This is a genomic window from Trebonia sp. (assembly GCF_049794275.1).
Lineage (GTDB): Bacteria > Actinomycetota > Actinomycetes > Streptosporangiales > Streptosporangiaceae > Trebonia.
The window spans coordinates 1-25,059 of the sequence record NZ_JBARCR010000117.1 but is presented as its reverse complement, the minus strand read 5'-3'; the positions used below and the strand labels follow the sequence as shown (position 1 = coordinate 25,059).

20 protein-coding genes and 1 pseudogene are annotated in these 25,059 nt (G+C 66.1%); 16 read left to right on the top strand and 5 right to left on the bottom strand.

Annotated elements, in window-relative coordinates; all coding sequences use genetic code 11:
• The first annotated feature begins 20 nt into the window (after positions 1–20).
• The 12 genes from WA805_RS03205 to WA805_RS03150 all read left to right on the top strand — a co-directional run bounded on the left by WA805_RS03205 (position 21) and on the right by WA805_RS03150 (position 15,264).
• Positions 21–116, top strand: a complete 96-nt coding sequence (locus WA805_RS03205) for a hypothetical protein (protein ID WP_422337348.1) — start codon at positions 21–23, stop codon at positions 114–116.
• A gap of 662 nt (positions 117–778) precedes the next feature.
• On the top strand, positions 779–1,492 hold the full coding sequence (locus WA805_RS03200) for a DNA-binding response regulator (RefSeq protein WP_422281960.1): 714 nt from the start codon (positions 779–781) through the stop codon (positions 1,490–1,492).
• Positions 1,492–2,193, top strand: coding sequence for a response regulator transcription factor (locus WA805_RS03195; RefSeq protein WP_422281962.1), 702 nt, complete (start codon positions 1,492–1,494; stop codon positions 2,191–2,193). Before WA805_RS03200 ends, WA805_RS03195 begins: the two co-directional genes overlap by 1 nt.
• Positions 2,194–2,370: 177 nt before the next feature.
• Positions 2,371–3,462: a Gfo/Idh/MocA family protein gene (locus WA805_RS03190; protein WP_422337347.1), complete on the top strand. Its 1,092-nt coding sequence runs from the start codon at positions 2,371–2,373 to the stop codon at positions 3,460–3,462.
• On the top strand, positions 3,455–4,666 hold the full coding sequence (locus WA805_RS03185; protein ID WP_422281966.1) for a DegT/DnrJ/EryC1/StrS family aminotransferase: 1,212 nt from the start codon (positions 3,455–3,457) through the stop codon (positions 4,664–4,666). The genes WA805_RS03190 and WA805_RS03185 overlap by 8 nt, the downstream gene beginning before the upstream one ends.
• Before the next feature lie 46 nt (positions 4,667–4,712).
• Positions 4,713–5,282 (top strand): DapH/DapD/GlmU-related protein, encoded by a 570-nt coding sequence (locus tag WA805_RS03180; RefSeq protein ID WP_422281968.1) that lies wholly within the window; start codon positions 4,713–4,715, stop codon positions 5,280–5,282.
• Positions 5,275–5,970 carry a sugar transferase gene (locus WA805_RS03175; protein WP_422281970.1) on the top strand — a complete coding sequence of 232 codons (696 nt, stop codon included), beginning with the start codon at positions 5,275–5,277 and terminating at the stop codon, positions 5,968–5,970. Before WA805_RS03180 ends, WA805_RS03175 begins: the two co-directional genes overlap by 8 nt.
• Positions 5,970–9,179: a murein biosynthesis integral membrane protein MurJ gene (gene murJ, locus WA805_RS03170; protein ID WP_422281972.1), complete on the top strand. Its 3,210-nt coding sequence runs from the start codon at positions 5,970–5,972 to the stop codon at positions 9,177–9,179. Before WA805_RS03175 ends, murJ begins: the two co-directional genes overlap by 1 nt.
• Entirely contained in the window at positions 9,176–10,669 is a 1,494-nt protein-coding gene (locus tag WA805_RS03165; RefSeq protein WP_422281975.1) for a hypothetical protein, read from the top strand. The genes murJ and WA805_RS03165 overlap by 4 nt, the downstream gene beginning before the upstream one ends.
• Positions 10,670–10,736: 67 nt before the next feature.
• Positions 10,737–12,011 carry a glycosyltransferase family 4 protein gene (locus WA805_RS03160; protein WP_422288518.1) on the top strand — a complete coding sequence of 425 codons (1,275 nt, stop codon included), beginning with the start codon at positions 10,737–10,739 and terminating at the stop codon, positions 12,009–12,011.
• A 160-nt stretch (positions 12,012–12,171) separates the two neighbouring features.
• A complete protein-coding gene (locus tag WA805_RS03155; RefSeq protein ID WP_422288517.1) occupies positions 12,172–14,349 on the top strand; it encodes a glycosyltransferase in 2,178 nt (725 codons plus the stop codon).
• Between the two features lie 237 nt (positions 14,350–14,586).
• Positions 14,587–15,264, top strand: a complete 678-nt coding sequence (locus tag WA805_RS03150) for a GH12 family glycosyl hydrolase domain-containing protein (protein WP_422281997.1) — start codon at positions 14,587–14,589, stop codon at positions 15,262–15,264.
• Here WA805_RS03150 and WA805_RS03145 read toward each other — a convergent pair.
• Both WA805_RS03145 and WA805_RS03140 read right to left on the bottom strand, forming a co-directional pair.
• Positions 15,217–16,773: a hypothetical protein gene (locus tag WA805_RS03145; RefSeq protein WP_425241606.1), complete on the bottom strand. Its 1,557-nt coding sequence runs from the start codon at positions 16,771–16,773 to the stop codon at positions 15,217–15,219. The genes WA805_RS03150 and WA805_RS03145 overlap by 48 nt on opposite strands.
• Positions 16,695–17,831: a hypothetical protein gene (locus tag WA805_RS03140; RefSeq protein ID WP_422281983.1), complete on the bottom strand. Its 1,137-nt coding sequence runs from the start codon at positions 17,829–17,831 to the stop codon at positions 16,695–16,697. Before WA805_RS03140 ends, WA805_RS03145 begins: the two co-directional genes overlap by 79 nt.
• Before the next feature lie 436 nt (positions 17,832–18,267).
• Between WA805_RS03140 and WA805_RS03135 the strand changes: the two genes are divergently transcribed.
• Genes WA805_RS03135 through WA805_RS03125 form a run of 3 tightly spaced genes read left to right on the top strand, consistent with a single transcriptional unit; the run spans position 18,268 to position 21,591 of the window.
• Positions 18,268–19,143 carry a phosphatidylserine decarboxylase gene (locus WA805_RS03135; protein WP_425241605.1) on the top strand — a complete coding sequence of 292 codons (876 nt, stop codon included), beginning with the start codon at positions 18,268–18,270 and terminating at the stop codon, positions 19,141–19,143.
• A 4-nt stretch (positions 19,144–19,147) separates the two neighbouring features.
• Positions 19,148–20,263 carry a lipid II:glycine glycyltransferase FemX gene (locus tag WA805_RS03130; protein ID WP_425241604.1) on the top strand — a complete coding sequence of 372 codons (1,116 nt, stop codon included), beginning with the start codon at positions 19,148–19,150 and terminating at the stop codon, positions 20,261–20,263.
• The gene (locus WA805_RS03125) at positions 20,242–21,591 is read left to right on the top strand and encodes a UDP-glucose dehydrogenase family protein (RefSeq protein ID WP_422324150.1); all 1,350 of its coding nucleotides are present in this window, start codon (positions 20,242–20,244) and stop codon (positions 21,589–21,591) included. The genes WA805_RS03130 and WA805_RS03125 overlap by 22 nt, the downstream gene beginning before the upstream one ends.
• Positions 21,592–21,649: 58 nt before the next feature.
• On the opposite strand, the gene WA805_RS03120 is transcribed toward WA805_RS03125, so the two are convergent.
• From WA805_RS03120 to WA805_RS03110, 3 genes are all read right to left on the bottom strand, one after another.
• On the bottom strand, positions 21,650–22,744 hold the full coding sequence (locus WA805_RS03120; protein WP_425241603.1) for a lipid II:glycine glycyltransferase FemX: 1,095 nt from the start codon (positions 22,742–22,744) through the stop codon (positions 21,650–21,652).
• Between the two features lie 58 nt (positions 22,745–22,802).
• The gene (locus WA805_RS03115; RefSeq protein ID WP_425241602.1) at positions 22,803–24,071 is read right to left on the bottom strand and encodes an agmatine deiminase family protein; all 1,269 of its coding nucleotides are present in this window, start codon (positions 24,069–24,071) and stop codon (positions 22,803–22,805) included.
• Between the two features lie 152 nt (positions 24,072–24,223).
• Positions 24,224–24,649 (bottom strand): DUF1707 SHOCT-like domain-containing protein, encoded by a 426-nt coding sequence (locus tag WA805_RS03110; protein WP_425241601.1) that lies wholly within the window; start codon positions 24,647–24,649, stop codon positions 24,224–24,226.
• 200 nt (positions 24,650–24,849) lie between these two features.
• On the opposite strand from WA805_RS03110, the pseudogene WA805_RS03105 reads away from it, so the two are divergent.
• Positions 24,850–25,059, top strand: a pseudogene (locus WA805_RS03105) (decaprenylphosphoryl-beta-D-ribose oxidase); the annotation flags it as partial.

Genomic DNA, 25,059 nt, shown 5'->3' with positions numbered 1-25,059 from the left:
CGGCCGGGGTGCTCGAGGAGATGTACCCGCGCCTGCCAGAGTTCCGCAAGCTGCGCGCCGAGGTCGACCCGTCCGGCGCGCTAGCGTCCGATCTCTCCCGCCGCCTGGGCCTGTAGCGTCGCGGCCGTTCGTGTCCTGAGTGCGTTCCTTAATGCCCGAATTATTGTATTTGTCATGATATATATGTGAATTCCTGCAACGGGGCGTTAAGCTACGCATATTCAAGATATGACCAATGTAAATTCGGTTAAAGCTCTTATAACAATGAGATAACAAATTGCAGCCAAGTCTTGCCGGCAATGGGTAGGTGATGTGCACATTGAGCCGGTAAATTAGTTCATGATCTTCGCCCGCTTTGGCTGGATGGAACGGGATGCGGGCGAGGAGTGCCGGGGGTCATGCCTACACTAGGCCGCTAGTCTCGATTGCTGTCCCGCGACCGCGTTCGAGGCCATCGGTCCTGCTTAGGCGGGAATATATCGTTGCTTGCTGTACAGGACTACCCCCAAACGAGCCCTGTCCCGATCGAACAGCGCCGGTGGCTTCCCCCGGGTGAGAGAGCCCGAAGCGGCGCGGCCTTGCCACCACGATTTCGCGCCTTCACGAGCGACTCCGCTGCGGATGGCGCGACGAACGCACGGACATCCGGGCCTTTCTGCCATTGGGCCAGACAAAGCGCCGTGGATTCGGCATACCCCCCTACACCGGAATTCTGCTTGCGCTCTGAATCGCATATGTGGTGCCTAGCGCCGGCACGTTCGAATGGGCAGGGGGCGAAATGAAGATACTCATCTGCGATCAGCAGCGGATGCTGGCGGAAGCGCTGGCGTGCGCGCTCGATGCGCGCGGCTACGACATCCTGGCAGTCGTGGCGGCCGTCAGCGATGCCCCCACCCCGGCCGATGACTGGGTACCGGATGTCTGTCTGCTCGGCTTGCAGCCTGGCCATCAGCCGAGCGGCCCCGATACCGTCCGTGCCATCCTGCGACGCTACCCCGGCACGAAGGTGCTGGTGCTGTCACAGACCACTGACCCCGAGACGGTGTCTCAGTTCATGAGAAGCGGTGTGGCGGGCCTTACGCATCAGGACCAGAGCGTCGCGCAGATCGCAGCGGCGCTGGATGCGATCGAGGCCGGCCGGAACGTGCTTGATCCGGGCCCGCTGCGGTTCCCCGCCCGCGACAGGAACCGGCTGTGCGAGCTGTCGCCGCGGGAGAAGGAGATCCTCACCAGGATCGCAGCCGGGCAGGGCACCAGGCAGATGTCGGGCGCGATGAACATCACGGTCGGTACCGTCCGCACCTACGTGAAGAACGTGCTCGCGAAACTCGGCGCGCACAGCCGGCTGCAACTCGCCGCGCTCGCCAGTCAGGACGGTGTGCTCATCGACGAGGCCACGGCCATTGATGTCTTCCCGCCCGCGGATAAACGGGTCAGCGCGTCTGACCGCAGCCCGCTGCCTGAGGAGAGGGCGAGAGCCCGGAGACGGTGATGGCAGTTCCGTCCGCGCCGGCGGCGCCGGCAGTGATTCATGTGCTCATCGTCGACCAGCGTCTCGCATTCCGTGACGCCCTGTCGACCCGGCTGCAGGCCGAGCCAGACCTGACGGTAGTGGCGAAAGCCCATTCCGCGAAGTTCGCCCCGCGCGTGCTGGTCGGGCGGTCAGCCGATGTCATCCTGCTCGATGCCGAATTGCCTGATGACTCGGCCGTCGCCTTCTGCGCTGACCTGACGCGGAGCGGAGATCAGGCGCGCGTCGTCATGGTTAGCGCGGCTTCCCAGCCGGAGCGGATCGTGGCCGCGGTACGCGCCGGAGCGGCGGCCTGGGTGCGGAAGGATGAGTCGGTCGATCATCTTCTTCGCGTCATCCGCGGCGTTGCCCGCGGCGACACCTGGATCCCCCCCAGCGAGCTAGGCGCGGTGCTGCGCTTGCTCATCGAGGATCAAGACCGCCGCCGCGACGGCGATGACCTGCTCGAGTCTCTCACCCGCCGTGAGCGGGACGTCTTGTTCCTGCTGGTGGAGGGTTCCGGGCGGAAAGAGATCGCGGAGCGGCTGCAGTTGTCCGCGAACACGGTGCGCACCCACCTGCACAGCCTCATGGTGAAGTTCGGAGTCCACTCCACACTCGAAGTGGTAGCACTGGCGAGACCCAGGCTGGGAGCACTGCCGCAGAATGGCGAGCCGCGCTAGTCCGCCCTGCTAACCGCGTCACTCATGTCACTTCCGTCCAGTGCTGGTCATCCTAATCTGGCGTAGTTGTAGCAGCTCACGCGGGGGTGCCGTTCGGGCTGGTGATGGGTGAGGCTGCCGAAAGCGGGTGTGCTTTATAGGAATCCAGGCCGCGGGGGCTGAGCCGGGGGGTGGGAAGTGCGGGCACGAGCTGGCGAGATTCGGGTCGGCGTCGTGGGGGTGGGTTACTGGGGTTCGAGGCACGTCCGTGTGCTCCGTGCCACGACCGGGGTGGGCGCTGTCATCGGCGTGGACCAGCGGTTCGCCGAGATCGGTGACGGCCGTCGGGAGGCTGAGCCCGGGATCGCGGCGTATGCCGACATCGAGGAAGCCCTGCCGCATGTTGACGCGGTGGTCATCGCCACACCGCCGGCGAGTCATGCGCCTCTTGCCCTGAAGGCGATCGCGGCAGGGAAGCACGTGCTTGTCGAAAAGCCCATGGCGACTACCACGGCCGCGGCGCGGATGATCGTCGATGCCGCGGCGGCCGCTGGGGTGGTGCTCATGCCCGGGCACACGTTCGAGCACAACGCGGCCGTGCATAAGCTGCGCGACCTGGTGCGCGGGGGGCACCTCGGGCGGCTCTTCTACCTTGATTGCGCGCGGCTGAATCTCGGGCTCTACCAGAGCGACGTGAATGTCATTTTCGACCTGGCCTCGCACGATATATCGATTTCGAATTTCGTGCTCGGCGCACGGCCGACAGCCGTCACGGTCTGGGGAGCACGCCATGTTCATCCGGAACATGAAGACGTGGCTTACCTGCGGCTCGAGTACGGCGACCTCGGCGTGCGGTCGAACATTCATGTCAGCTGGCTGGATCCCCGCAAGGTGCGCCGGATAACGGCGGTGGGTTCCGCGAAGATGGCCGAGTACGACGACATGGCGGATGAGGAGCGAATCCGCGTCTACGACAAATCGGCGATCCCCCCTGATGGGAACGGCGGGCCGTTGTCCGGAGTCGCTTACCACCTAGGCGACATGGTCGCTCCGTTCGTCCCCTTCGCTGAGCCGCTCGCGGTTCAGGATCAGCAGTTCGTCGACTGTATCGCCGGCGACTCGTCTCCCAGCGTGGACGGGAGCAACGGCCTGGCCGTCGTCCAGGCCCTGGAATGCGCCCAGATCTCGCTGCGAGAGCAGCGGCCGGTGACTCTCGCCGAGGTAGCGCAGCGGCAGGCTAGGTCGCAGGCCGGGCTCGACGCGGCCTTCGCCGGGACCCCCGTTGGCTGATGCAGCGGGCACGCCGATGAACCTGGACAGCTCGGAAACTCGCGAGATGACCCGCGTCCCGTTTACCGACCTGGCCGCGATGACGGGTGAAGTCTGGCCAGAGATCGAGCAGGACTATCTGTCGTGCCTGCTCGACGGCGCGTACATCGGCGGCCCAGCGGTCACGGCCTTCGAGCGAGGGTGGGCCGCGTACTGCGGCGCAGACCATGGTGTCGGCCTCGGCAACGGAACGGACGCCCTGCTGCTCAGCCTTACCGCGCTCGGCGTGGGCCCAGGCGATGAGGTAGTCGTTCCCGCGAACACATTCATCGCCACCGCCGCCGCGGTGGTGCGGGCGGGTGCCACTCCGCGGTTCGCCGATGTCAGCGACGACACGCTGCTCATGACGGCGGACACCCTCGCCGCGGCGATCACGCCGTGCACCCGGGCGGTCATCATCGTCCATCTGTACGGACAGCTGCCGGATATGGCAGGCCTTGCCGCCATCGCTCAGCAGACGGGAATAGCCGTCATCGAAGACGCCGCGCAGGCGCACGGCGCGGAATGGGGCGGCCGTCGCGCGGGATCCTTTGGCGCGGTGGCGTGCTTCAGCTTCTATCCCGCGAAGAACCTGGGCGCCTTCGGGGACGCTGGCGCCGTGACAACCTCGCGGCCGGAACTGGCTGATGAGATACGGTCGCTGGCCAACCATGGCCGGTCCCATGGTCACTCGCACTACCACCACGACCGCATCGGCACGAACAGCCGCCTGGATGCCCTCCAGGCGATCTTGCTCTCCGGAAAGCTTGCCCACCTCGAGGAGTGGACAGAACGCCGGATCGCGCTGGCTTCGCGCTACCGGGAGCATCTCGGCGGAGGCGAGTTCACCGGCACCGGACTGAAACTGACAGCTACCGCGCCGTTGGCACGACACGTCTACCACCTGTTCGTTGTGCGTGTCCCCAGGCGAGACAGCGTCCGCACCGCACTAACCAGGCGCGGAATCCAGACGGGCGTGCACTACCCCGTGCCGTGTCACAGGCAGCCCCCGCTGCGGCGGCTCGCGGAGCACCCCCTGCCGGTAGCCGAACGAGCGGCCGGTGAAGTTCTGTCGCTCCCGCTGTTCCCGCACATGACCGACCGCCAGGTCGACTACGTGTGCGAGTCGCTCGCCGAGGCCCTGCGGGCCGCAGCCGTCGGTTCGGAGGCTGCCAGTGCCCAGTAAGCCCGCAGGCACGCCTGCTCGCGAGGTAACGCAGGCCGACCACGGAGTGCTCGTCGGCTACCCCGTGTCGCGCGCTAGCGCGGAGCCGCTGGTGCTCGGGGCCGGGGCCAGGCTCAGGTCGGGAACCGTCCTCTACGACGGTTCGACGATCGGGCGCGGCCTGCAGACCGGGCACGGCGTCGTCATCAGGGAAGCCTGCAAGGTCGGCGATGACGTCTCGGTCTGGACCAACAGCGTCATCGATTACGGCTGCCGCATAGGCGACCGCGTGAAAATCCACTGCAATTGCTACGTCGCGCAATTTAGCGAGCTGGAAGACGACGTCTTTCTCGCGCCCGGAGTGACGATCGCCAACGACCTTTACCCCGGTGACCAGCGCTCTGCTCAGCTGATGGCTGGCCCCAGGATTGGCGCTGGAGCGCAAATCGGCGTCAACGTGACGATTCTGCCGTTCGTGCGCATTGGCGCGGGCGCGCTCATCGGGGCTGGATCCGTTGTCACGCGTGACATTCCCGCGGCTGTGGTGGCCTTCGGCAACCCCGCGGTGCCGCGCCGCGCCGTCGCGGAACTGCCCGATATCGATGAGCGGGTGGGAAGGGAACGGTGCCGTGACTGACCTCGCGGCACGGAAGGAAATCACCGCGCCCCGCCTTGGCGAGGAGGTCGTGAAGAGGGCAATAGACATCGGGCTGGCCTCGGCGCTGATCGTCCTCGCGGCGCCCTTGCTGCTGCTCTTGTGGTGCCTGGTGCGCTCGACGTCCACCGGCCCGGCGCTGTTCCGGCAGGAACGGCTCGGCCGTGGCATGAGGCCCTTCACGATGCTGAAGCTGCGCAGCATGTACGCGGACAATGACGACCGGACGCATCGTGATTACGTCACCACCATGCTCTCCGCGGAAGAGGCGGAAGAGGCGGAAAAGGCGGAAGAGGAAGTCCCGGCACGGAACAACGCGCTGTTCAAGCTGACCGGCGACCCGCGTGTGACACGGCTGGGCGCATGGCTGCGGCGAACCAGCCTGGACGAACTGCCGCAGCTGATCAACGTGCTGCGCGGCGAGATGTCTCTCGTCGGACCGCGTCCCATGCTCCCGTGGGAAGCGGAACTCCTCGCGGCGCCCTACCGGCGGCGTTTCACGGTGAAGCCAGGCATAACCGGTCTGTGGCAGGTCAAGGGCCGTAGCCGTCTCTCCATGCGCACGGCCCTCGAACTCGACGTCGAGTACACGCGGCGCCACAGCGTGCTCCTTGACCTCAGCATCCTGGCCCGGACGGTGCCAGCGCTTTTCCGGGGAGGCGCGAGCTGATGGCCGGCAACCTCCCCGGCGCCGGCCCTGATGCTCTCGGCGGTTCCGACCTGACCGCGCCCGAGGGTGCGGTCAGCGACTCCCTGTCGGTCGCCGTCTGGACCCTCGTCAGCCGCATCACCGGGGTCCTGCGCGGCATCACGATCGCAGCCGTGCTCGGCGCGACCTACTTCGCCAACACCTTCCAGTTCACTAACTCCCTGCCGAACCTGGTGTTCTACGGTCTGCTGGCCGGGTCGATGTTCTCATCGCTGCTCGTGCCCGCTCTTGTCGGCCATATCGACTCAGGGAACCGGTCAGCGGAAGCGCGTACCGCTGGCGGTCTGCTCGGGATGGCGATGCTGGGCATGCTGGCGATAGTTCCCGCCGCGGCGGTCGCCACCCCCTGGCTACTCAGGCTGGGCTCGGCCGGCGCCGCCGACAGCGCGGCTGCAAGCAGCCAGGTGCACGTCGGCGCGGTGCTGGTGCTGCTCCTGCTGCCGCAGGTGCCGCTGTACGCGATCGTGGGCACGGCAACGGCGGTCATGAACGCCCACCGCCGCTTCGCGCTCCCGGCCGCCGCGCCCGCCATCGAGAATCTGGGCACGATCGCCGTCCTCGGGGTGGTGGCCGTCCTCTACACCCGGGTGGCAACGGAGCAGAGCGTCCCGCTCTCCCTCATACTCCTGCTCGGCCTGGGCACCACCGGCGCCGTCATGCTGCATGCGAGCGTGCAATGGTGGGGCGCCAGACGGGTTGGCATCGTCCTCTTGCCGAATGCCGGATGGCACGACCCCCAGGTACGTGCCACGATCCGCCGGGCCCTGCCCGCGCTGGCCCAAGCCGCGCTGGCAGCTTTGCTGCTCGGGGCGCTGTCGCTCGCCGCCGACCGCGTGCCCGGCGGCGTGGTGGCTTTCCAGCTGGCGGCGAACTTCTACTTCCTGCCGATCGCGCTGGCCGCGTCGCCGGTCGCGCTTTCGCTGGTGCCGCGGTTGTCCAGGATGACCGCGCCCGGCCAAGCCGTGATGTTCCGGGACACCTACGTGCGCGGCCTGGCGTTCGCCTGCTTCTTTGCCGTGCCCGCGGCCGCGGCTTACCTCGTCCTTAGCGGGGCCATCGCCGGCGGGATAGGCTTCGGCGCCTTCGGCGCGGCGAACGGCCGTGGCCTGATCTCGGCGGCGCTGGGCGGCCTGGCGCCGGCGATCGTCGGCGAGACGCTGTTCCTGGTGACCACGTACGCGTGCTACGCGCGAAAGGACACCAGAAATCCGCTGCGCGGGATGATCATCCAGGCGATCGTGTGCACGGCCGGGATAGCCGCCGTCGTGCACCTCCATGGCACTGCTCTCCTCACCGGCCTTGGCCTGTCCTTTTCCGCAGGCAGCTTGGCTGCGGCATGGTACCTGGTGCGCAAACTACGGCAGGAACTGCCGCGCGGCGGGGAGCAGGGGCTGCGGGTGTCGATCGAGCAAACCGCCATCAGCTCGGCCATCATGATCCTGCCGGCCTGGGCGGCCGCGGAGTTCCTCGCCAGCCATCTGACAGGCGCACCGGGACGCCTTGCCACGATGCTCCTGGTAAGCCTGGGAGGAGCCGGCATCTATTTCGCCGCTCAAGCGGTCCTGGGCAATCAGCAGGTGAGATGGCTGACCGAAGCGGTGCAGCAGCGCTGGCGGCGGCTGCGGGGAGAGCCGCCCGAGCTGCCGGGACCCGCCGCATCGCACTGGCCGCGCCGCCTGGCCCGGACAGCTCGGCCGGCCGCGCTGACGGCCAGCGCCGTACAAGCGGCACGACCGGTCCTCCGGAGACGGCAACTCGATGCCTTCCTGCTGCTTGGCATCATGGCGGTCGGGGCGCTGGCAGGCATCAAGATCAAGTACGCGGTGTTCGCGGTGATCTGCGCCGGCCTCGTCGGATGGGTCCTGACCAGGCCGCCCGTCGCCGCGTACCTGCTTATCTTCGTTACCCCGCTGGTCGCCGGCATCAGCGGCGGCTCCGTTGTCCCGCTGATACGGCCAAACGAAGCGCTCATGGTCCTGCTCGGCTTGGCCATCGGATTGCGCTGGCTGGCGGGACTGCGCACCGGCGGCATCCGGTGGCCCCGAGTGGGCAGCGTCGAGGTCGCCCTGGTCGCGCTCGGGGTTACCACCTCCCTGGTGCCGCTGGCGATGATGCTGGTCCGGCAGCGCCCGATCACCGAAGTGGATCTCCTCTACTCCATCGTGCTCTGGAAGCTGCTGGCGGAGTACATCATCGTCCGTTCGGTCATCTCGACACGTGAGCAGGTGATGAGGTGCCTGTGGCTGTCGATGGCGGCAGCGGCGATCGTCGGCTTCATCGCAATCGTGCAGGCGGTGGGCGTGGCCGGGGTTCCCGCACTGGTCGCGAAGCTCACTTCCTCGTCGTCCGGCAGTGAAGGCATGGTGACGGTCGCCCGCGGCAGTTCCCTGCTCGGCCTGCCCGCCGCCACCGCGGATCTGGCGATCCTCAACCTGGGGATCGCGGTCGCGATGATCGCGCGCGGTTACCCGCGCCGCCTCTGGCTGGGCGGCTTCGTTGTTCTCTACGTGCTCACCGTCATTGCCGCGTCGGAGTTCGCGACGGTGATCGGCTTGGTCGTGGCCCTCATCGCGCTTATGGTGCTCACCAGATCGGGTCGGCTCGCCGTCTACATGATCCCCGTCGCCCTCCTCGGCGGGGTGCTGCTGTGGCCCGCGATCGAGCTCCGGATCAGTGGTTTCCATTCCACCGCCGGCCTTCCGCTCAGCTGGGTCGACCGCCTTTACAACCTGCGGACGTTCTTCTGGCCTGTGCTGTTCTCCGATTACAACTGGATCCTGGGGGTGCGGCCTACGCCCCGCGTCGCCGCGCCATCCAAAGTGGGAGGATTCATCTGGATCGAGAGCGGCTATACCTGGCTGCTCTGGTGCGGCGGGATCCCGCTGCTCGCCAGCTACATCGCGTTCGCCGCCGCCGTGCTCAGGAAGAGCTGGGCATACGTGCGGCGGGCCGACGCCGCCGGGATCGTGGCAACGGCGGTGGCGGCGGCCATGTGCTCGCAAGTGGTGCTCATGTCTTTTGACCCGCACCTGACGTTCCGCGGTTCGGGCGACGCGTTTTTCCTGCTGCTGCCCCTCATTCGCAAGCTCCCGGCGCGGCGCGCCTCGCCTGCCGCCCCCCGAAGTCCCCTCGCGGCCACCGCCGCTCCACCCCTGGGGGTGCTCGTATGAAATTCCTGCGCAAATACGTCCTGTGGCTGATAGCCGCCACACTGGCGGGCATCGCGGGGGCGTTGCTGATTCACGTCAGCCTCCCGGCACATTACGTCTCGACTGCCGAAGTCGACGTCGAGCCGAACATCGCCGCCCTCAACATCGGCTATTCGCCGAACATGGTCACCGAGCAGCAGGTCGCCACGTCGGGAGTCGTCCTCGCCGATGCCGCGCGCGCGCTCGGTACCACGCCGAGCGCGCTGGCCAATGACCTGTCAGCCACCGTGTCCGGGACCTCCGCCACCGGTGGCACCGCGAACGTGCTGTCGATCAACTGCGCCATGCCGACGGCGGCCGGTGCCCAGCGCTGCGCGGCGGCGGCCACCGCCGCGTACACGGCCTTCCGTAATGACGCGAACCAGCCCAAGAACACGCAGGCGCACGACCCCGTCCATGTCACGCTTCTCACAGCGGCATCACTGCCCACCGCGCCGACGGGCGTCCACCTGCGGATTCTGTTGCCTATTGGCGCGGTCCTGGGGTTGCTCCTGGGCATCGGGGCCGCCTACGTCCGCGATTACTTCGATCACCGGGTGCGCGACAGCGCGGATCTGGAGCGGTGCCTGGATGCGCCGGTGCTTGCCGCGATCCCGGTCGTCCGGCACTCGCAGGACGTCTTCACCCGGCGCCCGCTCTCCGCGGCGGCCGAGTCCTACCGTTATCTCAGGGAACATCTCAATTCACAGGTCGTCGTCGCCTCGGTGCCTGATGGCGGCGTGGTGCTCCTTGTCGCCGGCGCGCAAGCCGACGATGGGTGCACGAACGCGGCAGCCAACCTGGCCGTAGCCCTGGCAGAGCCAGGCGCGAAAGTGCTGCTGGTCGAGGCGGACCTATGGCACCCGTCGCTGGGTGCGGTTTTCGACGCGAGCCGCAGGCCGGGCTGGAGCGATCTGCTTGCGGGACGGGTCTCGCTTGACGAGGCGGCGATCCCGGTCCCCCGCGTGCCTGGGCTAAGGCTCGTAACCGCAGGCTATGTGACCGCCAGGTCAGTCGAGATCTTCCAGGACGCCCGGCTGGCCCGGGCATTCCAGGACATGAGAGCCCAGGCGGATTTCGTCGTTGTCGTCGGTGCGCCGGTGCTCGAGATTTCGCACACGATCGCACTGGCGCGCGCAAGCGACATCGTTGCCGTGGTTGCGGATGCGCGGCACACCACCCGGGAGGCCGCTAGCGCAGCCGCGCAGGAGATCCGGGCGACCGGGCCGCGGACCATCGTCGGCGTCCTGACCGGGGTGTCCTCACCCGCCAGTGGCCAGGCACAGCCCGCCAGGGCGCACGCGGAGTCGCTGGCTCCCGCATCAGAAGCCCCGGCGATCCTCGCTGGCGTCGTGCCGCCGCGAGGTCCCAACGGAAAGCATCGGGAGCCGTTCGGCGCGGCGCATGTCTATCCGGGCCAGCTCAACGAAAAGGAAACCGACCCCGGCGATGATCCCGGCCCAGGGAAGTGAGGATGTAATGTCGGCACCTGCCAGCCACCCGCCTGTCGCGAGTAGGCGGCGAGTCAAGCCGCGCCCTATGCGCGTGCTAATCCTCAACCAGAATTCGACGGTCCCGCCGGATCAGCGCGTCTGGCCAGAAGCCGAGGCCCTCACGGCCCGTGGGTATGAAGTACACATTATCTGCCCGCTCGGCAAAGGCTATCCCCTGCGCCGGGAAAACATCGACGGCATCCGAGTCTACCGCTATTCACCGGGACCCGAGGGGCGCAGCATCACCGGGTACCTTCGGGAGTACACGGTCGCGATTCTTTCCCTGCTCTTTCTCACACTCGTTATACGAGCCCGGCGCCGCATCGACGTGGTAATGATCTCCAACCCGCCGGATCTGCTCTTCGTCGTTGCCATGCCCCTCATGGCGCTTGGGGCGCGGCTTGTTTATGATCATCACGATGCATGTCCTGAGCTGATGATAGCCAAGGGTTTTCGCGCGGGCAGCTGGGTAGTGCGGCTGAATACGCTATTCGAGCGCTTCACCTACCGTGCCTGCGATGTTTCCCTCGAACCCAATGAGAGCTTCCGCGATATCGCGCTCGAGCGAGGGCACATGCGCCAGGAAGATACGTTTGTGGTCCGCAACGCACCGAGAACCACCCGCTTCGCCGACAGCCGCGCCGATGACAAGTATCGCTACGGACGTAAGCACATGGTGGCATACGTAGGAATGATGGCCATCCAGGATGGTCTCGACTACCTTATTGACGCCGCACACGTCATCGTCACTGACTGGCAGCGTCATGACATTCAGTTCGTCCTGGTGGGATCGGGCCCCGAGCTCGAGCGGCTTCGCGAACGTGTACGCGCCCTGAATCTCAGGGACTACATGACTTTTACTGGCTTCATTTCTGACCCCGTGGCACTCGGCTCCGTGCTAAAAACGGCGGACGTATTCGTAGGTCCGGACCCGGCGAATCCAATGAACAATATTTCTTCAATGCACAAGACTGTGGAATATATGCTCCTGCGGAAGCCCATAGTCCAGTTCGATCTCTGTGAGGGTCGCGCGACGGCGGGAGAGGCCAGTCTCTATGCTGCTCCAAATGATGTTACCGACTTCGCTAAATCGATAGTGCGGCTGGTCGATGATCCGGAAATGCGTGACCGGATGGGCGACATCGGTTTCCAGAGAATCACCACCGACCTCAACTGGGACGCGCAGGTTCCCGGTCTCCTCGCCGCATACGAACGAGTGCTGGCGAAGCCGCGTACGTCAGGTACCGCCGGCAAGCCCGCAAAAGAGGGGCGCACGCCCAGGTCATCCGTGACAAGCGAGCCCAGGCGGATGTCATCGTGATCCACAGCGCGCCAGCGATCATGGCAGGCACCGTGCCGCCACTAGGCCCCAACGGGAAGCACCAGGAATTGTTCGGCACCCCGCATGTCTACCGGCGCGAGCCAGGCGACTCGGCGACCGATACCGACGATGATCCCGGCTCAGGGGAAGGGCGGCCGTTATGCCGACGTCCGCACGGCGCTGGCCCGGTGCCAGCCTGCGGGCCAAGCCGCGACCCGCACGGGTGCTGATGCTTGTCCAGAACGAGACGGTCCCGCCGGACATGCGTGTCTGGGCGGAAGCTCAGGCGCTCATTGCCCGCGGTTATGAAGTCAGCGTCATCTGCCCGCGCGGCGAGCTGTACACCCGTCGGAGGGAAGACATCGACGGCGTCCGGATCTACCGCTACCCGCGCGGGCCCGAGGGCCGGAGCAGCCTCGGTTACCTGCTCGAGTACGCTGCCGCGCTTCCCCCCCAGCTCTTCCTCGCGCTCGCTGTACGCGTCCGCTCCCGCATCGAAGTGGTGCACATCTGCAACCCACCGGACCTGCTCTTCCTCCCCGCATTGCCGCTCAAGGCCCTCGGGGCCCGGCTTGTCTACGATCATCACGACGCGTGCCCTGAACTGATCATGGCCAAGGGATACCGTGGGGGCAGCTGGCAAGTGCGGCTGAATATGCTACTCGAGCGGCTCACTTACCGCGCCTGCGACGTTTCCATCGAAACGAACGAGAGTTTCCGCGATATCGCCATCGGTCGCGGGGGCATGCACCAGGAGGATGTGTTTGTAGTACGGAACGGTCCGGAAATCGCCCGCTTCGCGGGTGCCGCCGCTGACGATAAGCATCGCCATGGGCGCGAGCATATGGTCGCGTACGTGGGAATGATGGCCATTCAGGACGGCCTCGACTACCTGATTGACGCGGCCCGTATCATCGTGGCTGACTGGCAGCGCGATGATATCCAGTTCGTCCTGGTGGGATCGGGTGCCGAGCTCGAGCGGCTCCGGGAACGCGTGTGCCGCATGAAACTCGAAAACTACATAACCTTCACCGGTTACGTCGCTGACTCCGGGGTACTCGGTTCCGTGCTTGCCACGGCGGACGTGTGCGTAAGCCCGGATCCTGAGAATGCCGCGAACAACGTTTCAACAATGATCAAGGTCATGGAGTACATGTCCTTCGGCAAGCCCATAGTACAGTTCGATCTCCATGAGGGCCGGGTGTCGGCTGGGGATGCCAGCCTCTACGTCGCGGCCAATGACGTCACCGCTTTCGCCAAAGCGATAGTGCAGCTGATCGATGACCCGGAAATGCGTGACCGGCTAGGGGCGATCGGTTTGCAGCGAATCACCGACCTCACATGGGACGCGCAGGTTCCCCGTCTCCTCGCCGCGTACGAACGAGCGCTCGTAACGCAGTCAGCAGCTGCCAGATCCTACACCGACCGCCAGCTCGGAATGCTTGGCCGGACACGTGAGCTCTTCAACCTCTGGCAAAGTAAGCGCCAGGACGTTCCCGGTCAGGCACGCGAGATGCTGGCCGAGCTGGAGAGCAGCCAGTCCGAGATGGAACACGCGCTCGGCGGCAGGATCCAAGACAAGGAAATGCTCATCATCGGACCAGGACAGCAGCTGGTCGAGATGTCGTTCTTCGCGCGGCACAACAGCGTCACGGGGATCGACCTTGATGTCATACCGCAGCACCCGTCCGTCCGCGAGTATCTCAGGATATTCCGGAACAACGGCTCGATCAGGACGCTGAAGACCATGGCCCGTAAGGCGATGGGCTACGACCGGGCGCTTCGCCGGGAGGCCGAGCGTGCGGGTCTCACAGTGGACAGCGATCCGGCGATCGTAGCCATGGACGCCGCCGCCATGACCTTCCCTGACGACTCCTTCGACTGCGTCTTCTCGACTTCGTGCTTCGAGCACCTGTCGGAGCCTGGCGATGTGATCCGGCAGGTGGCGCGGGTCCTGCGGCCGGGCGGACTAGCCCACGTCGACGTCCACCTCTACACGAGCGACAGCGGCTGTCACGACGTCCGGATCTTCGGCGGCAGAAGGGATTCCATCCCGCCGTGGTCGCATCTGCGTCCGCAATACCGTTCCCTGGTCCAGCCCAACAGTTACCTGAACGAGATCCGCCTCGTACAGTGGAGAGAACTGTTCTCGCGGCACTGGCCGGGTGTCACGTTCCGGCTGCGTCCAGAGCGGGATCCGGCGATCCGCAGTGCCCTGGCTCCCCTCCAGGCGGATGGCGAACTCGAGGAGTACGAGGACGAAGAACTGCTATCGACCTACCTGGTCGCCGAGTGGGTCAAGCCCGCTCGGCCGCCCGGCCCGGTTCGCCATGCCTAAGACTAGGGAGAGGAAAGCACGATAGGTCCACCTCTTTTCAAGCGCTGGCGATTGCGGTCACAGGCTCTGGTAGCGGTAGTAGTGGCCCTAGTAGTGGTGGGCGTCTACTCTGCTTTCAAGTTCTCGGACGCTTTCAGGTCCTCGGACGGACCCGGGCCGTCTGCTGTGATTGCCTGCCATCCTCAATATTCGATCGCGCATTGGTCTATCGCCCCATTGAACGGGGGCGTCTACGAGATGCAAACGAACGAATACAACTCAAGCAGTACATTCTCAATGTGCGGCGACGGCGGCGAGAACTTCAAAATCACTCAATCTCAGATTTCCGTACCTACCGACGGTACCCCGGGAGGATATCCGTCAATCTACCGCGGTTGCCACTGGGGTAATTGCACTAAGGATAGCGGCCTGCCGATACAGGTTTCATCATTGGAATCAAATGCCAGCCAGGTGAGGCTATCGTACGACACCCAGGTCTCGGCTAGCGGCGTCTGGGACGATGCGTTCGATATCTTTTACACTCCATGCAATGATCATGGCGTATCTCAAAGCAGCTGCACCCAGCGTACTCAGCCCGACCGCGAGATGATGATATGGCTGAGCCATAACGGACCGGCCATTCCCAGTGGAAACGCCACGAAGGTTACGATAGCCGGCATTGATTTCAATCTGTGGTGGGATGGTACCACCATGTGGTACGTAATGACGTCGCCCAGCCTGAGCAACCCGCGCGTGCAGAACCTTGACTTGGGAGATTTCATCAGGGACGCGGTTAACCGGGGCTACATCCCCTCCCCGTCGTGGTACCTCATGGACATAGAGGCCGGATTTGAAATATGGCAAGGAGGTGCGGGACTGCAGGCTAGTTCACTGAAGATCTGCACGCCAAGTCCGGTCGGCTGCGAAGGCGCTTAAGCGGGTACCGTCGGCATCGGCCGTATCGCGCCCACGCGCCGCCCCGCCCGCATAACCGAACCGGATTCGCCCGCTGCGCGCGGCGGGTCCCTCGATATGCCAGCCGTCGCCGCCGCCGCGGATTACCGAAGAGTCGCGCTCCCGCCACCAGGCGGCGACCTCTCTGGGCAGGGCGTGCCAGACCGTACGGTCATCGTGGAAGCGCGAGAGCAGCGACCGGTACCCGTTCGCCACCCTCGGGTCGACGGCATAGTCGGGGTGGGTAAGAACCAGCGCCATCCCCTGACGCTCGCGGAGGAACTCAGCCTTCCTGAGCCAGACGTCCGCGTCGGCATTCTGGAGAATGGCGAAAAGCGTGTGGTCCTGCGGCATGGTTATCGGGAGTTCTACCATGCTCTCGTTGAAGTAAGGAAGATAACTGCAGCAGCCCCCAGGCTGGGGCTCGTACGGATCGGTATCGCTGTAGGACGAGTCGTAATCGAACCCGAGAGCGGGCATCCATTCCCACTTCCGCTGAGTGGCCGGGGAGCGGAATCCGACGGCCTGCCAGCGGTCCGCGTACTCACGCATCGCCGGGAGCCGCTTCGCGAGGAGCCGCCGGGAGCCGAGGTCGTGCCCGTCGTGCAGGAGACCGTGGACGCCAACCTCGCAGCCTTCTTCCCGCAGGTTGCTGACCGTCTCTTCGGCGACCTTGTAGCGAAGCGGGACGAAATTCCATGACGACCGGTAGCCGAGCTGGCGTTCCGGTTCGCGCAGCAGGCCGAGGCTGCGGTATCCGGCATCGGTTTCCACGTCGTGCGTCAGCACCAGCGCCCAGGACCGGCCATCCGGCCATTCGCCGATGAACGGCACGGGTTGGCCGGCCAGCCCGGCCAGCAGGCCGAACAGCCATCTGTAGAGGTTGTGCAGGCTTTCCTCAGCCGGCCAGTCCGGGAAGGACGCACGCTCCTGCACTTGGGTATACGCGCGCCGGAGCCGAAGTTGCAGTCGGCGGGGCAAGACAGGGCGCACCAGGTAGTAGCCCCGCACCGCGGCCGCGCGGCCCCTGAGCGCTATGGGCGAGTGCCCAACCTGCTGGTAACTCTCCGACCAGAACCGCTGCATCACCTCGGCTGGATCAAAGGGCAGGAAGACGTTGCCGTCGCTGTCCCGCCAGACGGCGGCCCGCGGCACGCCCGCGCTGTCGAAGATCTGCTCGGCAGGATGCCATCCGCTGCCAAGCCGGCCAAGCAGGCCGGGAACGGCCGCGCCGACGGCGGCATGGCCGAAGAAGGTGAAATTCCGCAGCCGGTAGCGACCGAGCTGGCAGCTGGCCGCCAGGGCCGCCGGGTCGGCGTCGGTGCCCAGCCAGAACAGTGCGCGTGACATGCGTCCGGGTTGCGCCGTGGCACGGAGCTGGTGCACAGGCACCGGGGCGCGTGCGTCACCGGTCATGGCCGCTCGCGGCTGCAGGGTGTACGGGACGCGGAAGTAGTCGAAGAAGCCAACGGGATGCGTAGCTTCAAACATCGGTTCCCTCGCATTTCAGCCGGTAAGAGACCACGCTTAAACGCCAGGTACGGAAGCAGCGCGATCTCATAGCAGGACGGCAGGGGATCGCGGAAGGAGAACACGGCCTCCGTGTCCACGCCCCGTAGCGAGCGCAGGTAGTCACCCGGCCGCAGCGTTCCCGCCCGGATGTCACGGACGGCGTTCGGTACGTCCGTGGCAAGCCGTATCCAGCGGACACCCGGCCTGGCGTGCACCTCTTCGACAGGCGCGCCCACCTGATCGCGGAACAGGAGGTACGGGAAATCCACTCCCGCGGGCCGGCCGAGTGAGTGGTACCCCCACGTCCTGGCGTTGACGTCGAGAAGCTTGTACCGGCCGTCGCGCGGATCGCGCTTGTATTCAAGCTCGATGAGCCCGTAATAGCCAATGGCCTGGAGAAACCGGATCGACGGCGCCGCCAGTTCGCCAACAGAGACGGTCTCGACGTACGTGCTCGCGCGACCGAAGTCCGACGGGTGCTGGCGCCGCCGGCGCACCGTCATGCTCGCGACCGCCTGCCCCCGGCGGAAGAAAGCGCAGTACGCGTACTGTTCCCCGCCACCTCCCGGAATCAGTTCCTGGATGATGACCTCGCCGCTCCTGACGATCCCCGCGGCACGGCGGAAGACAACGGCGAGCTCGGCCCTGGTATCGGCGCGCCACGCCTTCACCCCGGTGGCGTAGAAGAAGTGCTCCTTGATAGCTGGCTTGATGACGAAAGGCCCGTCGCTGTCGACACTGGCGAGATCCGCCTCGGTCGCCGGGAACCAGGTCCGGGGTATCGGGATGGATAGCCGTGTGGCCAGCCGGTAAGTCTCCCGTTTGTCCCACGCCTGGCTGATCGCCCCCATGCCCGGCACCGGCACCCTGAAGTCGCTGAGCAGCGCTTCGCGGTTGGCGGCGAGGGCAGCGACGTTCTCGTCCCTGGTCGGGTAGAGCACCCACCTCGCGGAATGCAGCCTGTCCCGCGTCAGCGCGAGCGCGCTGAGCAGCGATGCCTCCGTCCGCAGATCGCGGACGCGGACCACCGTCTGCACGAATCGTGACGCCTGGGCGACCGAGGCCTCGTCGTCAACGACGCAAACGGGAATGCCATGCCGTCCTAGGCTCCGCGCGATACCCAGCCCCTGATAATCACCGCCGATAACGACTCCGCCTACCGTCTCAGGAGCCGCGCCAGAAACCTCGCGCGCTGGAAGCGTGCTGTGCTCGCTGCCGCTGTCCACTCTCACTATTGACCGCATGGGCAGGCTACGCACCTGATCAGGTTCGGGGCTTCCGCGTGGCCCGCGGAACCCTCGTCGTGGTGAGAAGAGCTACGTCAGACGGGGTATAAGCCCCGCCCGGAGGCGGGCTACGCTTGCGAAATAGCTCAGTCGGCCCCGTAAGGGACGGGGTTCTTCCGTAATGCGCTGAGCGGCTTTATCTGTGGAATCGGGGCAATTTACCATCGACTGAAGGGCAGCTAACTGCATGCCTGGTTACCTTATCGCCGGCACGGTCCTCGCGGTGATAACCACGCTCGCGCTGGCGTGGAAATGGCAGCTCGGTGTCCTCCGCGCCGGAGTCTTCATCCTGGCCCTGTCGATGGTGACCGCCCTTGTGCTCAGTGCGGCCGATCGGCTGGCGCACTTCACGTTCGTCACGGGAACGCTCGCCATGTGGGGGATAACGGTCCTGGCGGCGGTCGCATGCCTGCTCGCCATGTTCTACAGGGACCCGGAGCGCGCTGCCCCGGATCGCGACGACGTCATCGTCAGCCCCGCCGATGGCCGGGTGATCTACGTGAGGCCCGTGCCGCCGGGCGAGGTTCCGGTAGCGAGTAAGCGAGGGCGCGCTGCCTCGTTGCGGGAGTTGCGAGGCACCTCGCTGTGCGATACCGGCGCGACGGCCATCGGCATCTCGATGAACCTGCTGGACGTCCACGTGAATCGCGCGCCCGTCGCCGGCCGTGTGCAGCTATCCGAACGGATGCACGGCACCTTCGGGTCGCTCAGGAACCCGGACATGGTCGGGTCCAACGAGAGGGTGACGACGGTCATCGAAGCCGGGGACCTGCAGGTCGCGATCGTGCAGATCGCCTCGCGCCTGGTCCGCCGGATCGTGTCGTTCGTGTCCGAAGGCGACGAGTTGCGGCTTGGCCAGCGAATCGGGGCGATCCGCTTCGGCTCCCAGGTCGACTTGCTCGTTCCGGCGGGAACGCGCATAACGCTCGCTGTGCAGACGGGCGACCGGTTGGTAGCGGGGCGCACCATCGTCGGCGTGGTGGCGGGCGAGCCGGCCGCGACCGGCGCATTCCCCCGCGCTGACGGTGCCGCGGTGGCCTCGGCCGCGCGGCGGGACGGATAGTCCCGTGATCAGGTCCGACGCCCATACCGAGGGTCTGTGCCCGCCGGGGTTCCAGACGTTCGATCTGGAACTAACCGATCCTCGCTGGGCGGAGTTCGCGGCGAGCCGTCCGGACGCGCTGCCTTACCATCATCCCTCGTGGTTGCGGGTGCTACGAGAAGCGTGCGGATACCGCAACGCCACTGTCGGCTGCGCCGACACCGCGGGACGTCTGTGCGGGATCCTTCCCTTGGTCGAGAAGAACAGCATCCTGACGGGCCTGCGGCTTTCGTCACTGCCGCACACCCCCGCCGCCGGCCCGCTCGCTTCGGATGAAAGCAGCTTGCGCGCCTTGCTCTGGGCCGCGAAGGAGCGGGTCGACGCGGGCCGGGCACGCTGGGTTGAACTGAAGGTCAGCGAGCCGGGTTTCGGCCCTCTCATGGACGGATTCAGCCGTCACGACGGCATCCCGACCTATGTGCTGGATCTGCCCGAGAAGCCGGAAGATCTGCGGTTCGGCAATTCGCGCCATCACGCCGCGATAGCCAGGGCCGTGCGGAAGGCAGGCCGGCTCGGCGTCACGGTCAGGCCCGCGTCATCGCTTGCCGACGTCCGCCGGTGGTACCGGCTTTACGTCGGGACAATGCGCGCGCATGCGATCCCGCCCCGGCCGCTTCAGTTTTTCGAGCGCATGTGGGATGTGCTGGCACCGCCCGGCCGGCTGCGCCTGCTACTCGCGGAGCGGCAGTCAGGCGGTCAGGTGCAGCTGCTCGCCGGATCGCTGTTCCTCATGTACGGGCAGACGGTTATTTTCGCCTTCAACGGCCGTGACCGCAGCCAGCTTCAGTTCCGGCCGAATGACGCCATTCACTGGACGGCGATCATGGACGCATCTGCCTCTGGATTCCGGCGATATGACTTTGGGGAGGGAACGGGTGACAACGCTGGCCTCCTGGCGTTTAAGGAAAAATGGGGCACCAGGCCCGTCGATATGTACCGCTATCACTATCCGCAGCAGCCCCGGATGGACCGAGGAATTCTCGCGTCCGGGCCCCTGCAGCGAACGCAGGAATACGCGTGGCGACTGCTGCCGCCAGCCATGACGACAAGAATGGGACGATGGGCCTACCACCTACTGTAGATGGCACTGTGCGCCGTATTACCGTGCTCGGCACCGGCTACCTGGGGACGGTACATGCCGCGTGGCTGGCCGAGACGGGCTTCGATGTACTCGGGATGGACGCCGACTCGGCGAAGGTCGGCGCGCTCAGCCGCGGGGTGCTGCCCTTCTACGAGCCGGGACTCGAGCCGCTGCTGCGCTCCGGCCTGAAGTCGGGACGGCTTTCCTTCACCACGTCCTACGCGGAGGCGGCCGCCTTCGGCGACCTGCACTTCATCTGCGTGGGCACGCCGCAGCGGGCGGGCTCCTACCGCGCTGACCTGTCCCAGTTGCATAGCTGCCTGCGCGCGCTCGGAACGCTGCTGGACCGGCCGTGCCTAGTCGTTGGCAAGTCCACCGTGCCGGTAGGGACCGCCGAGACGCTGGCCGAACGGCTGTCGGTCATCTCTCCCGCCGGCGCCGCCTGCGAGCTCGCATGGAACCCGGAGTTCCTGCGGGAGGGGCACGCCGTCCACGACACGATGCGGCCAGACCGGATCGTCGCCGGAGTGACCTCGGCGCGCGCGGAAGCCGTGCTCCGTCAGGTGTACGCCAAGCAGATCGCGGCCGGCGCGCCATTCCTCGTCACCGACCTAGCTACCGCGGAGATGGTGAAGGTGGCGGCGAACGCCTTCCTGGCAACGAAGATTTCCTTCATCAACGCCATGGCAGAAGTGTGCGAGGCGACGAACGCCGACGTCACGATGCTGTCGGAGGCGCTGGGGCTCGACCCGAGGATCGGCGCCGCCGCGTTGCAGCCCGGCCTCGGCTTCGGGGGCGGCTGCCTGCCCAAGGACATCCGTGCGTTCATGGCCCGTGCAGAGGAACTTGGAGTGGAGCAGGCTCTGTCGTTCTTGCGTGAGGTGGACGCCATCAACATGCGGCGCCGGGCCCGCATGGTGGACCTGGCAAGGGAGCTGGCAGGCGGGTCGCTGCGCGGTCAGACGATCGGCGTGCTCGGGGTGGCGTTCAAGCCCGATTCTGACGACATCAGGGACTCGCCGGCGCTTGACGTCGCGGCGACCATGCATCGTCTCGGCGCGGCGGTCACCGTGTACGACCCGGTTGCCCTGGTCAACGCCCGCAAGGCGCACGCCGAGCTGAACTACGCCGGCTCGGCGCTGGAGGCCGTCACGAGCGCTGACGTGACGCTGCTGCTGACCGAGTGGCAGGAGTTCCGCGACGCGGACCCAGAGGAGCTTGGCGGGGTGGTAGCCAAGCGCAACATCGTCGATGGCCGGAACGCACTGGACCCGGACCCCTGGCGGGACGCCGGCTGGACCTATCGCGCCCTCGGCCGGCCATACTAGACACATCGCCGTCCTGGTCAGGTTCGGGTCGTCGGCTCCCGGTTCGCATGCCCCGGTCTCACGCGGCGTACCGGTAGAGCGCCTCGCCGGCGGCGCGGCAGACTACCGGTGGGCCGTGGCGGATGACAGACGCCAGCCAATGACCGGCCTTGCCGCCCATTGAGGGCGCCGGTTCCGGCCCGGCACCCAGTGTCCCGTAGCAAAGCGGCTGCTCGACCGCTCCCCATGATCGCTTGAACATACTGAGTCCTTCGCTGCCGGGATCTGTTCGGCCGAAGTCGAGCGACCGGGAGCCCTGCTCACAAGCTGTCTTGATGAGGTGCCACGTGATCAGGTTGTTTGCGCGCAGCGACCATGCCCTCTCATCGGAAGCGCTGAACTTGGAGATCGTCGTCCCGTTCCACGACAGGAACACCTCGGCGGCGACGGGGCTGCCTGATGCTTCCGCGATCAAGACTGAGCCCAGTCCTGTGCGTATCACAGATTCCCACAGCATGCGGAAGAAGCGGCGCGGCTGAATCGGTACCCCGAACCGGCGCCGGGTCCGCAGGTGAAGCCGGTAGAAAGTGTTCACCAGGTCTTCGGGGCTTTCCGCCTGGCGGATCGTGACCCCTCTTCGTTCCGCCTGTGCGATATGCCTCCGCACTGAGGAACGGAAACTGGCGTAGACCCGGGCGGAATCGCGCTCGAGAGGGATCACATGCCTGAGCGCGCCGTGGCTGACGGACGAAGCGCCCTCGATCGGCGCGCGGACTTCCACGCGCTGGACGCCCGCGGCCTTACTCGCCTGCCGCAGAGCGCAAACGAGGTCTGTCTCCCCCCGCGGAGCCGGAGCGAGAGGCGGACAGTAGTCCGTATACGGAAGTGCCACCCACTTAGGCTCGCCCCGAAGATGGCGCACCTCGACTACCGGCAGGCCAGCCTGGATCTCCCCTGCCGCGCCGCTAGTGGCTACCGCGAAAGCGCGGAAGCCATAGCAATCAGCGATCAGCACGCCCCAGGACGGGTGATGAAACGGCGTCGCCGACGGCTGCCTTGCCACGAAGTCTGCCCATCGAGGATCGGTCAACTCCAGAACGGTGACGCTCATGCGCTCCTCGATCCGGGCGGCACAGGCATGTCCCAAGGCTGCCTTGAATGCGCCGGCCTCCACAGCCCCCGCCTGTCGTAGCTGTCCTCATCAAGGTGAGGGTTCTCTCGGCCCGGCTCACTCACCCGGGATCAGCAGGGATCTGCATGGTGAGACAGTGGATGGTCCCGCCCGCATTGGCGGCGATGCGGGCGTCGATCCCGATGATTTCGTGGTCGGGCATCACCTGCTGGTACGTGGCGAGCGCAGTGGCATCGCGCTCAGGAAAGCCATAGGTGGGGACGAGCACCCGGTGGTTAACCGTGAGCGCGTTGGTGTAACTCGGCCAGATCCGCGAAACGCCCCAGTTGCAGTACGCGGGCACGCTGGGCAGAGCCACGACGCGATAGGAGTGCCCCGCGGCGTTGCGACTGGCGCGAAGCACCTCGGCTACCTCTGTCAGCCGTCGGCCGTTGATAACGGAACGTGGTTCCGTGACCAGGATCGTGTCTGGAGTCGCCAGCTTGGCAAACACGTCGACATGGCCGGTGCCCTCCATGCGGAGCGACGGTACGACGATCAGTGTCTCGGCGCCGAGTCCCTCCAGCAACCGATGCCGCACTTCGTCAACCGGCATCGGGAAATTCCGGGCGTACAGGCCCTCAGTGGTGATGATGGTGCCCTGCCCGTCCGACCAGAGGTTGCCTCCCTCTAGGTGCAGGGCAAGGTGGCGGCTAAAGCACCCCTGGTGAGCGGCGTAACGGACGGGGAAGCTGTCATCATTGGCGAAGGGTGTCGGCGGAGGGTCGAAGATCGCATCCACCATCACTCGCTGGCCGGCCTTATCAATGCAGGTCAACGGCCCATAATCCCGGACCCAGACGTCATCGCTAGCAGTGACCAAAAGCCGCAGCCGCCGGTCATCATGCCAGCCTTCACCGAGATAGGCGAGGACGGCAGGGGCATAGATGGCATGGGGAATGAGCACATCGACCCGTGCCGCGGGCGCGATGGCGGCGACCAGGTCGCGGTAGAAGCCCCAGAAGCCGGGGAAAAGTACTGGCCAGGTGATGACGACTGCCTCACTCGGTTCCCATTCGGCCGGCAGTCGCAGGATCTGGCTCGTCGTCGTGTCCGGCATTCCCTCCGCTTCGACCGTCTCTACCGGGCGGGACGTCAGTGCCTCTAGCTGGTGCTGTGCCACGGCGCGTGGCTTGTCAGCGGGCAACAGCCCCCAGCGTTCCATCCACCGGGCCAGCGCATCGATATCGGCTGGCGGGGCCACGTCGGCTCCAACCGGGTAGAGACGCTGGCATACCGGCATGAGGATCCGGTTGAACCGCTGAAGATGTTCAAACTTCCACCACGGCTTCGCGGCGTAACCGAATTGAACCGGACGGGCCAGCGTCATGGTGGCAGCCTCGCGCACCATTCATGACTACGGGAACCCCAGCCTGTACGAGCGGGACTACGCGTAATAGTGGGAGCCACCACGCGTCCGTTCGGAAAATCAAAGATCTTTATCCCGAACGTGCGCGTGGTGACTCCGCAGCTCCCGCCTCGTCAGCGGCGGGCCAGCCGCGCGAACACGGACCCGAGGACCACGACAGGAATCAGCCAGCCGAATCCGACGTGGCCGGCGATACCGCCGAGCACGTTGCCGACGATGATCACCGCGAGGACGCTGAGGATGATGAGGCGTGCCATGGGCAGGTGACTCATGCGGTTCAGGTCGCCAGCGCCGCCAGCGCCGAACACCGGACCGCCGGCCGGCGGGACGGGAACCGTGCTCCGCCCCGGCAGGTCGGTGAACAGGGCGGCGAGGTCGTCCCCTGTCCGGGCCTGCAGCGCGCGCCCGGACCGCTCCTCGTACTCTTCCTGCGTGAGCCGTCCGGCCTGGAAGTGCTCGCTCAGTTCGGCGATGGCCTGGTCGCGGTCAGCGTCCGACACCCGGATGCCGCCGCTGGGGAAGCCGTTCGTCGTGTCCATGGCTGCTGTCTCCTCGCTAGGTCCGTGCGCTGGTACCCACACTAGGGATACGGGCGGGCCGTGCCATCGGCCTGCGAGTTGACTTCATTAAGTCAACCCAAGGGTTGACTAGGGCGGAGAATGCTACCGGCGGCCCATCTTCCGGCCGAAGACGAACTTCTCCGTTCGGCGCCGAGCCGGCCGTCCGCCGCTCGTTCGAGATGGTCAGCGCGCACCCCGCGCCGTCGTTCGTGACCGTGCTCAAGAGGTTCGGCGAAGGCGACCCAGGGCTGCTGTCGTTCCCTGCCCCCGGCTGGACGCTCGCGCTTGACTTCCCGGCCCGCACCCCCGGCCTTGGCCCGCTGCTCGACCAGCTCGACCAGCTCGTCGTGCGCAACGGCGGCCGGGTTTACCTGGCCAAGGATTCCCGC

What these genes read in the sequence shown, in the direction of transcription:
- WA805_RS03110 (WP_425241601.1), bottom strand. Translation starts at nt 24,649, where the DNA reads ATGGACACGACGAACGGCTTCCCCAGCGGCGGCATCCGGGTGTCGGAC.
- WA805_RS03205 (WP_422337348.1), top strand. Translation starts at nt 21, where the DNA reads ATGTACCCGCGCCTGCCAGAGTTCCGCAAGCTGCGCGCCGAGGTCGAC.
- WA805_RS03160 (WP_422288518.1), top strand. Translation starts at nt 10,737, where the DNA reads ATGCGCGTGCTAATCCTCAACCAGAATTCGACGGTCCCGCCGGATCAG.
- WA805_RS03155 (WP_422288517.1), top strand. Translation starts at nt 12,172, where the DNA reads ATGCCGACGTCCGCACGGCGCTGGCCCGGTGCCAGCCTGCGGGCCAAG.
- WA805_RS03145 (WP_425241606.1), bottom strand. Translation starts at nt 16,773, where the DNA reads ATGTTTGAAGCTACGCATCCCGTTGGCTTCTTCGACTACTTCCGCGTC.
- WA805_RS03135 (WP_425241605.1), top strand. Translation starts at nt 18,268, where the DNA reads ATGCCTGGTTACCTTATCGCCGGCACGGTCCTCGCGGTGATAACCACG.
- WA805_RS03165 (WP_422281975.1), top strand. Translation starts at nt 9,176, where the DNA reads ATGAAATTCCTGCGCAAATACGTCCTGTGGCTGATAGCCGCCACACTG.
- WA805_RS03115 (WP_425241602.1), bottom strand. Translation starts at nt 24,071, where the DNA reads ATGACGCTGGCCCGTCCGGTTCAATTCGGTTACGCCGCGAAGCCGTGG.
- murJ (WP_422281972.1), top strand. Translation starts at nt 5,970, where the DNA reads ATGGCCGGCAACCTCCCCGGCGCCGGCCCTGATGCTCTCGGCGGTTCC.
- WA805_RS03195 (WP_422281962.1), top strand. Translation starts at nt 1,492, where the DNA reads ATGGCAGTTCCGTCCGCGCCGGCGGCGCCGGCAGTGATTCATGTGCTC.
- WA805_RS03200 (WP_422281960.1), top strand. Translation starts at nt 779, where the DNA reads ATGAAGATACTCATCTGCGATCAGCAGCGGATGCTGGCGGAAGCGCTG.
- WA805_RS03150 (WP_422281997.1), top strand. Translation starts at nt 14,587, where the DNA reads ATGCAAACGAACGAATACAACTCAAGCAGTACATTCTCAATGTGCGGC.
- WA805_RS03125 (WP_422324150.1), top strand. Translation starts at nt 20,242, where the DNA reads ATGGGCCTACCACCTACTGTAGATGGCACTGTGCGCCGTATTACCGTG.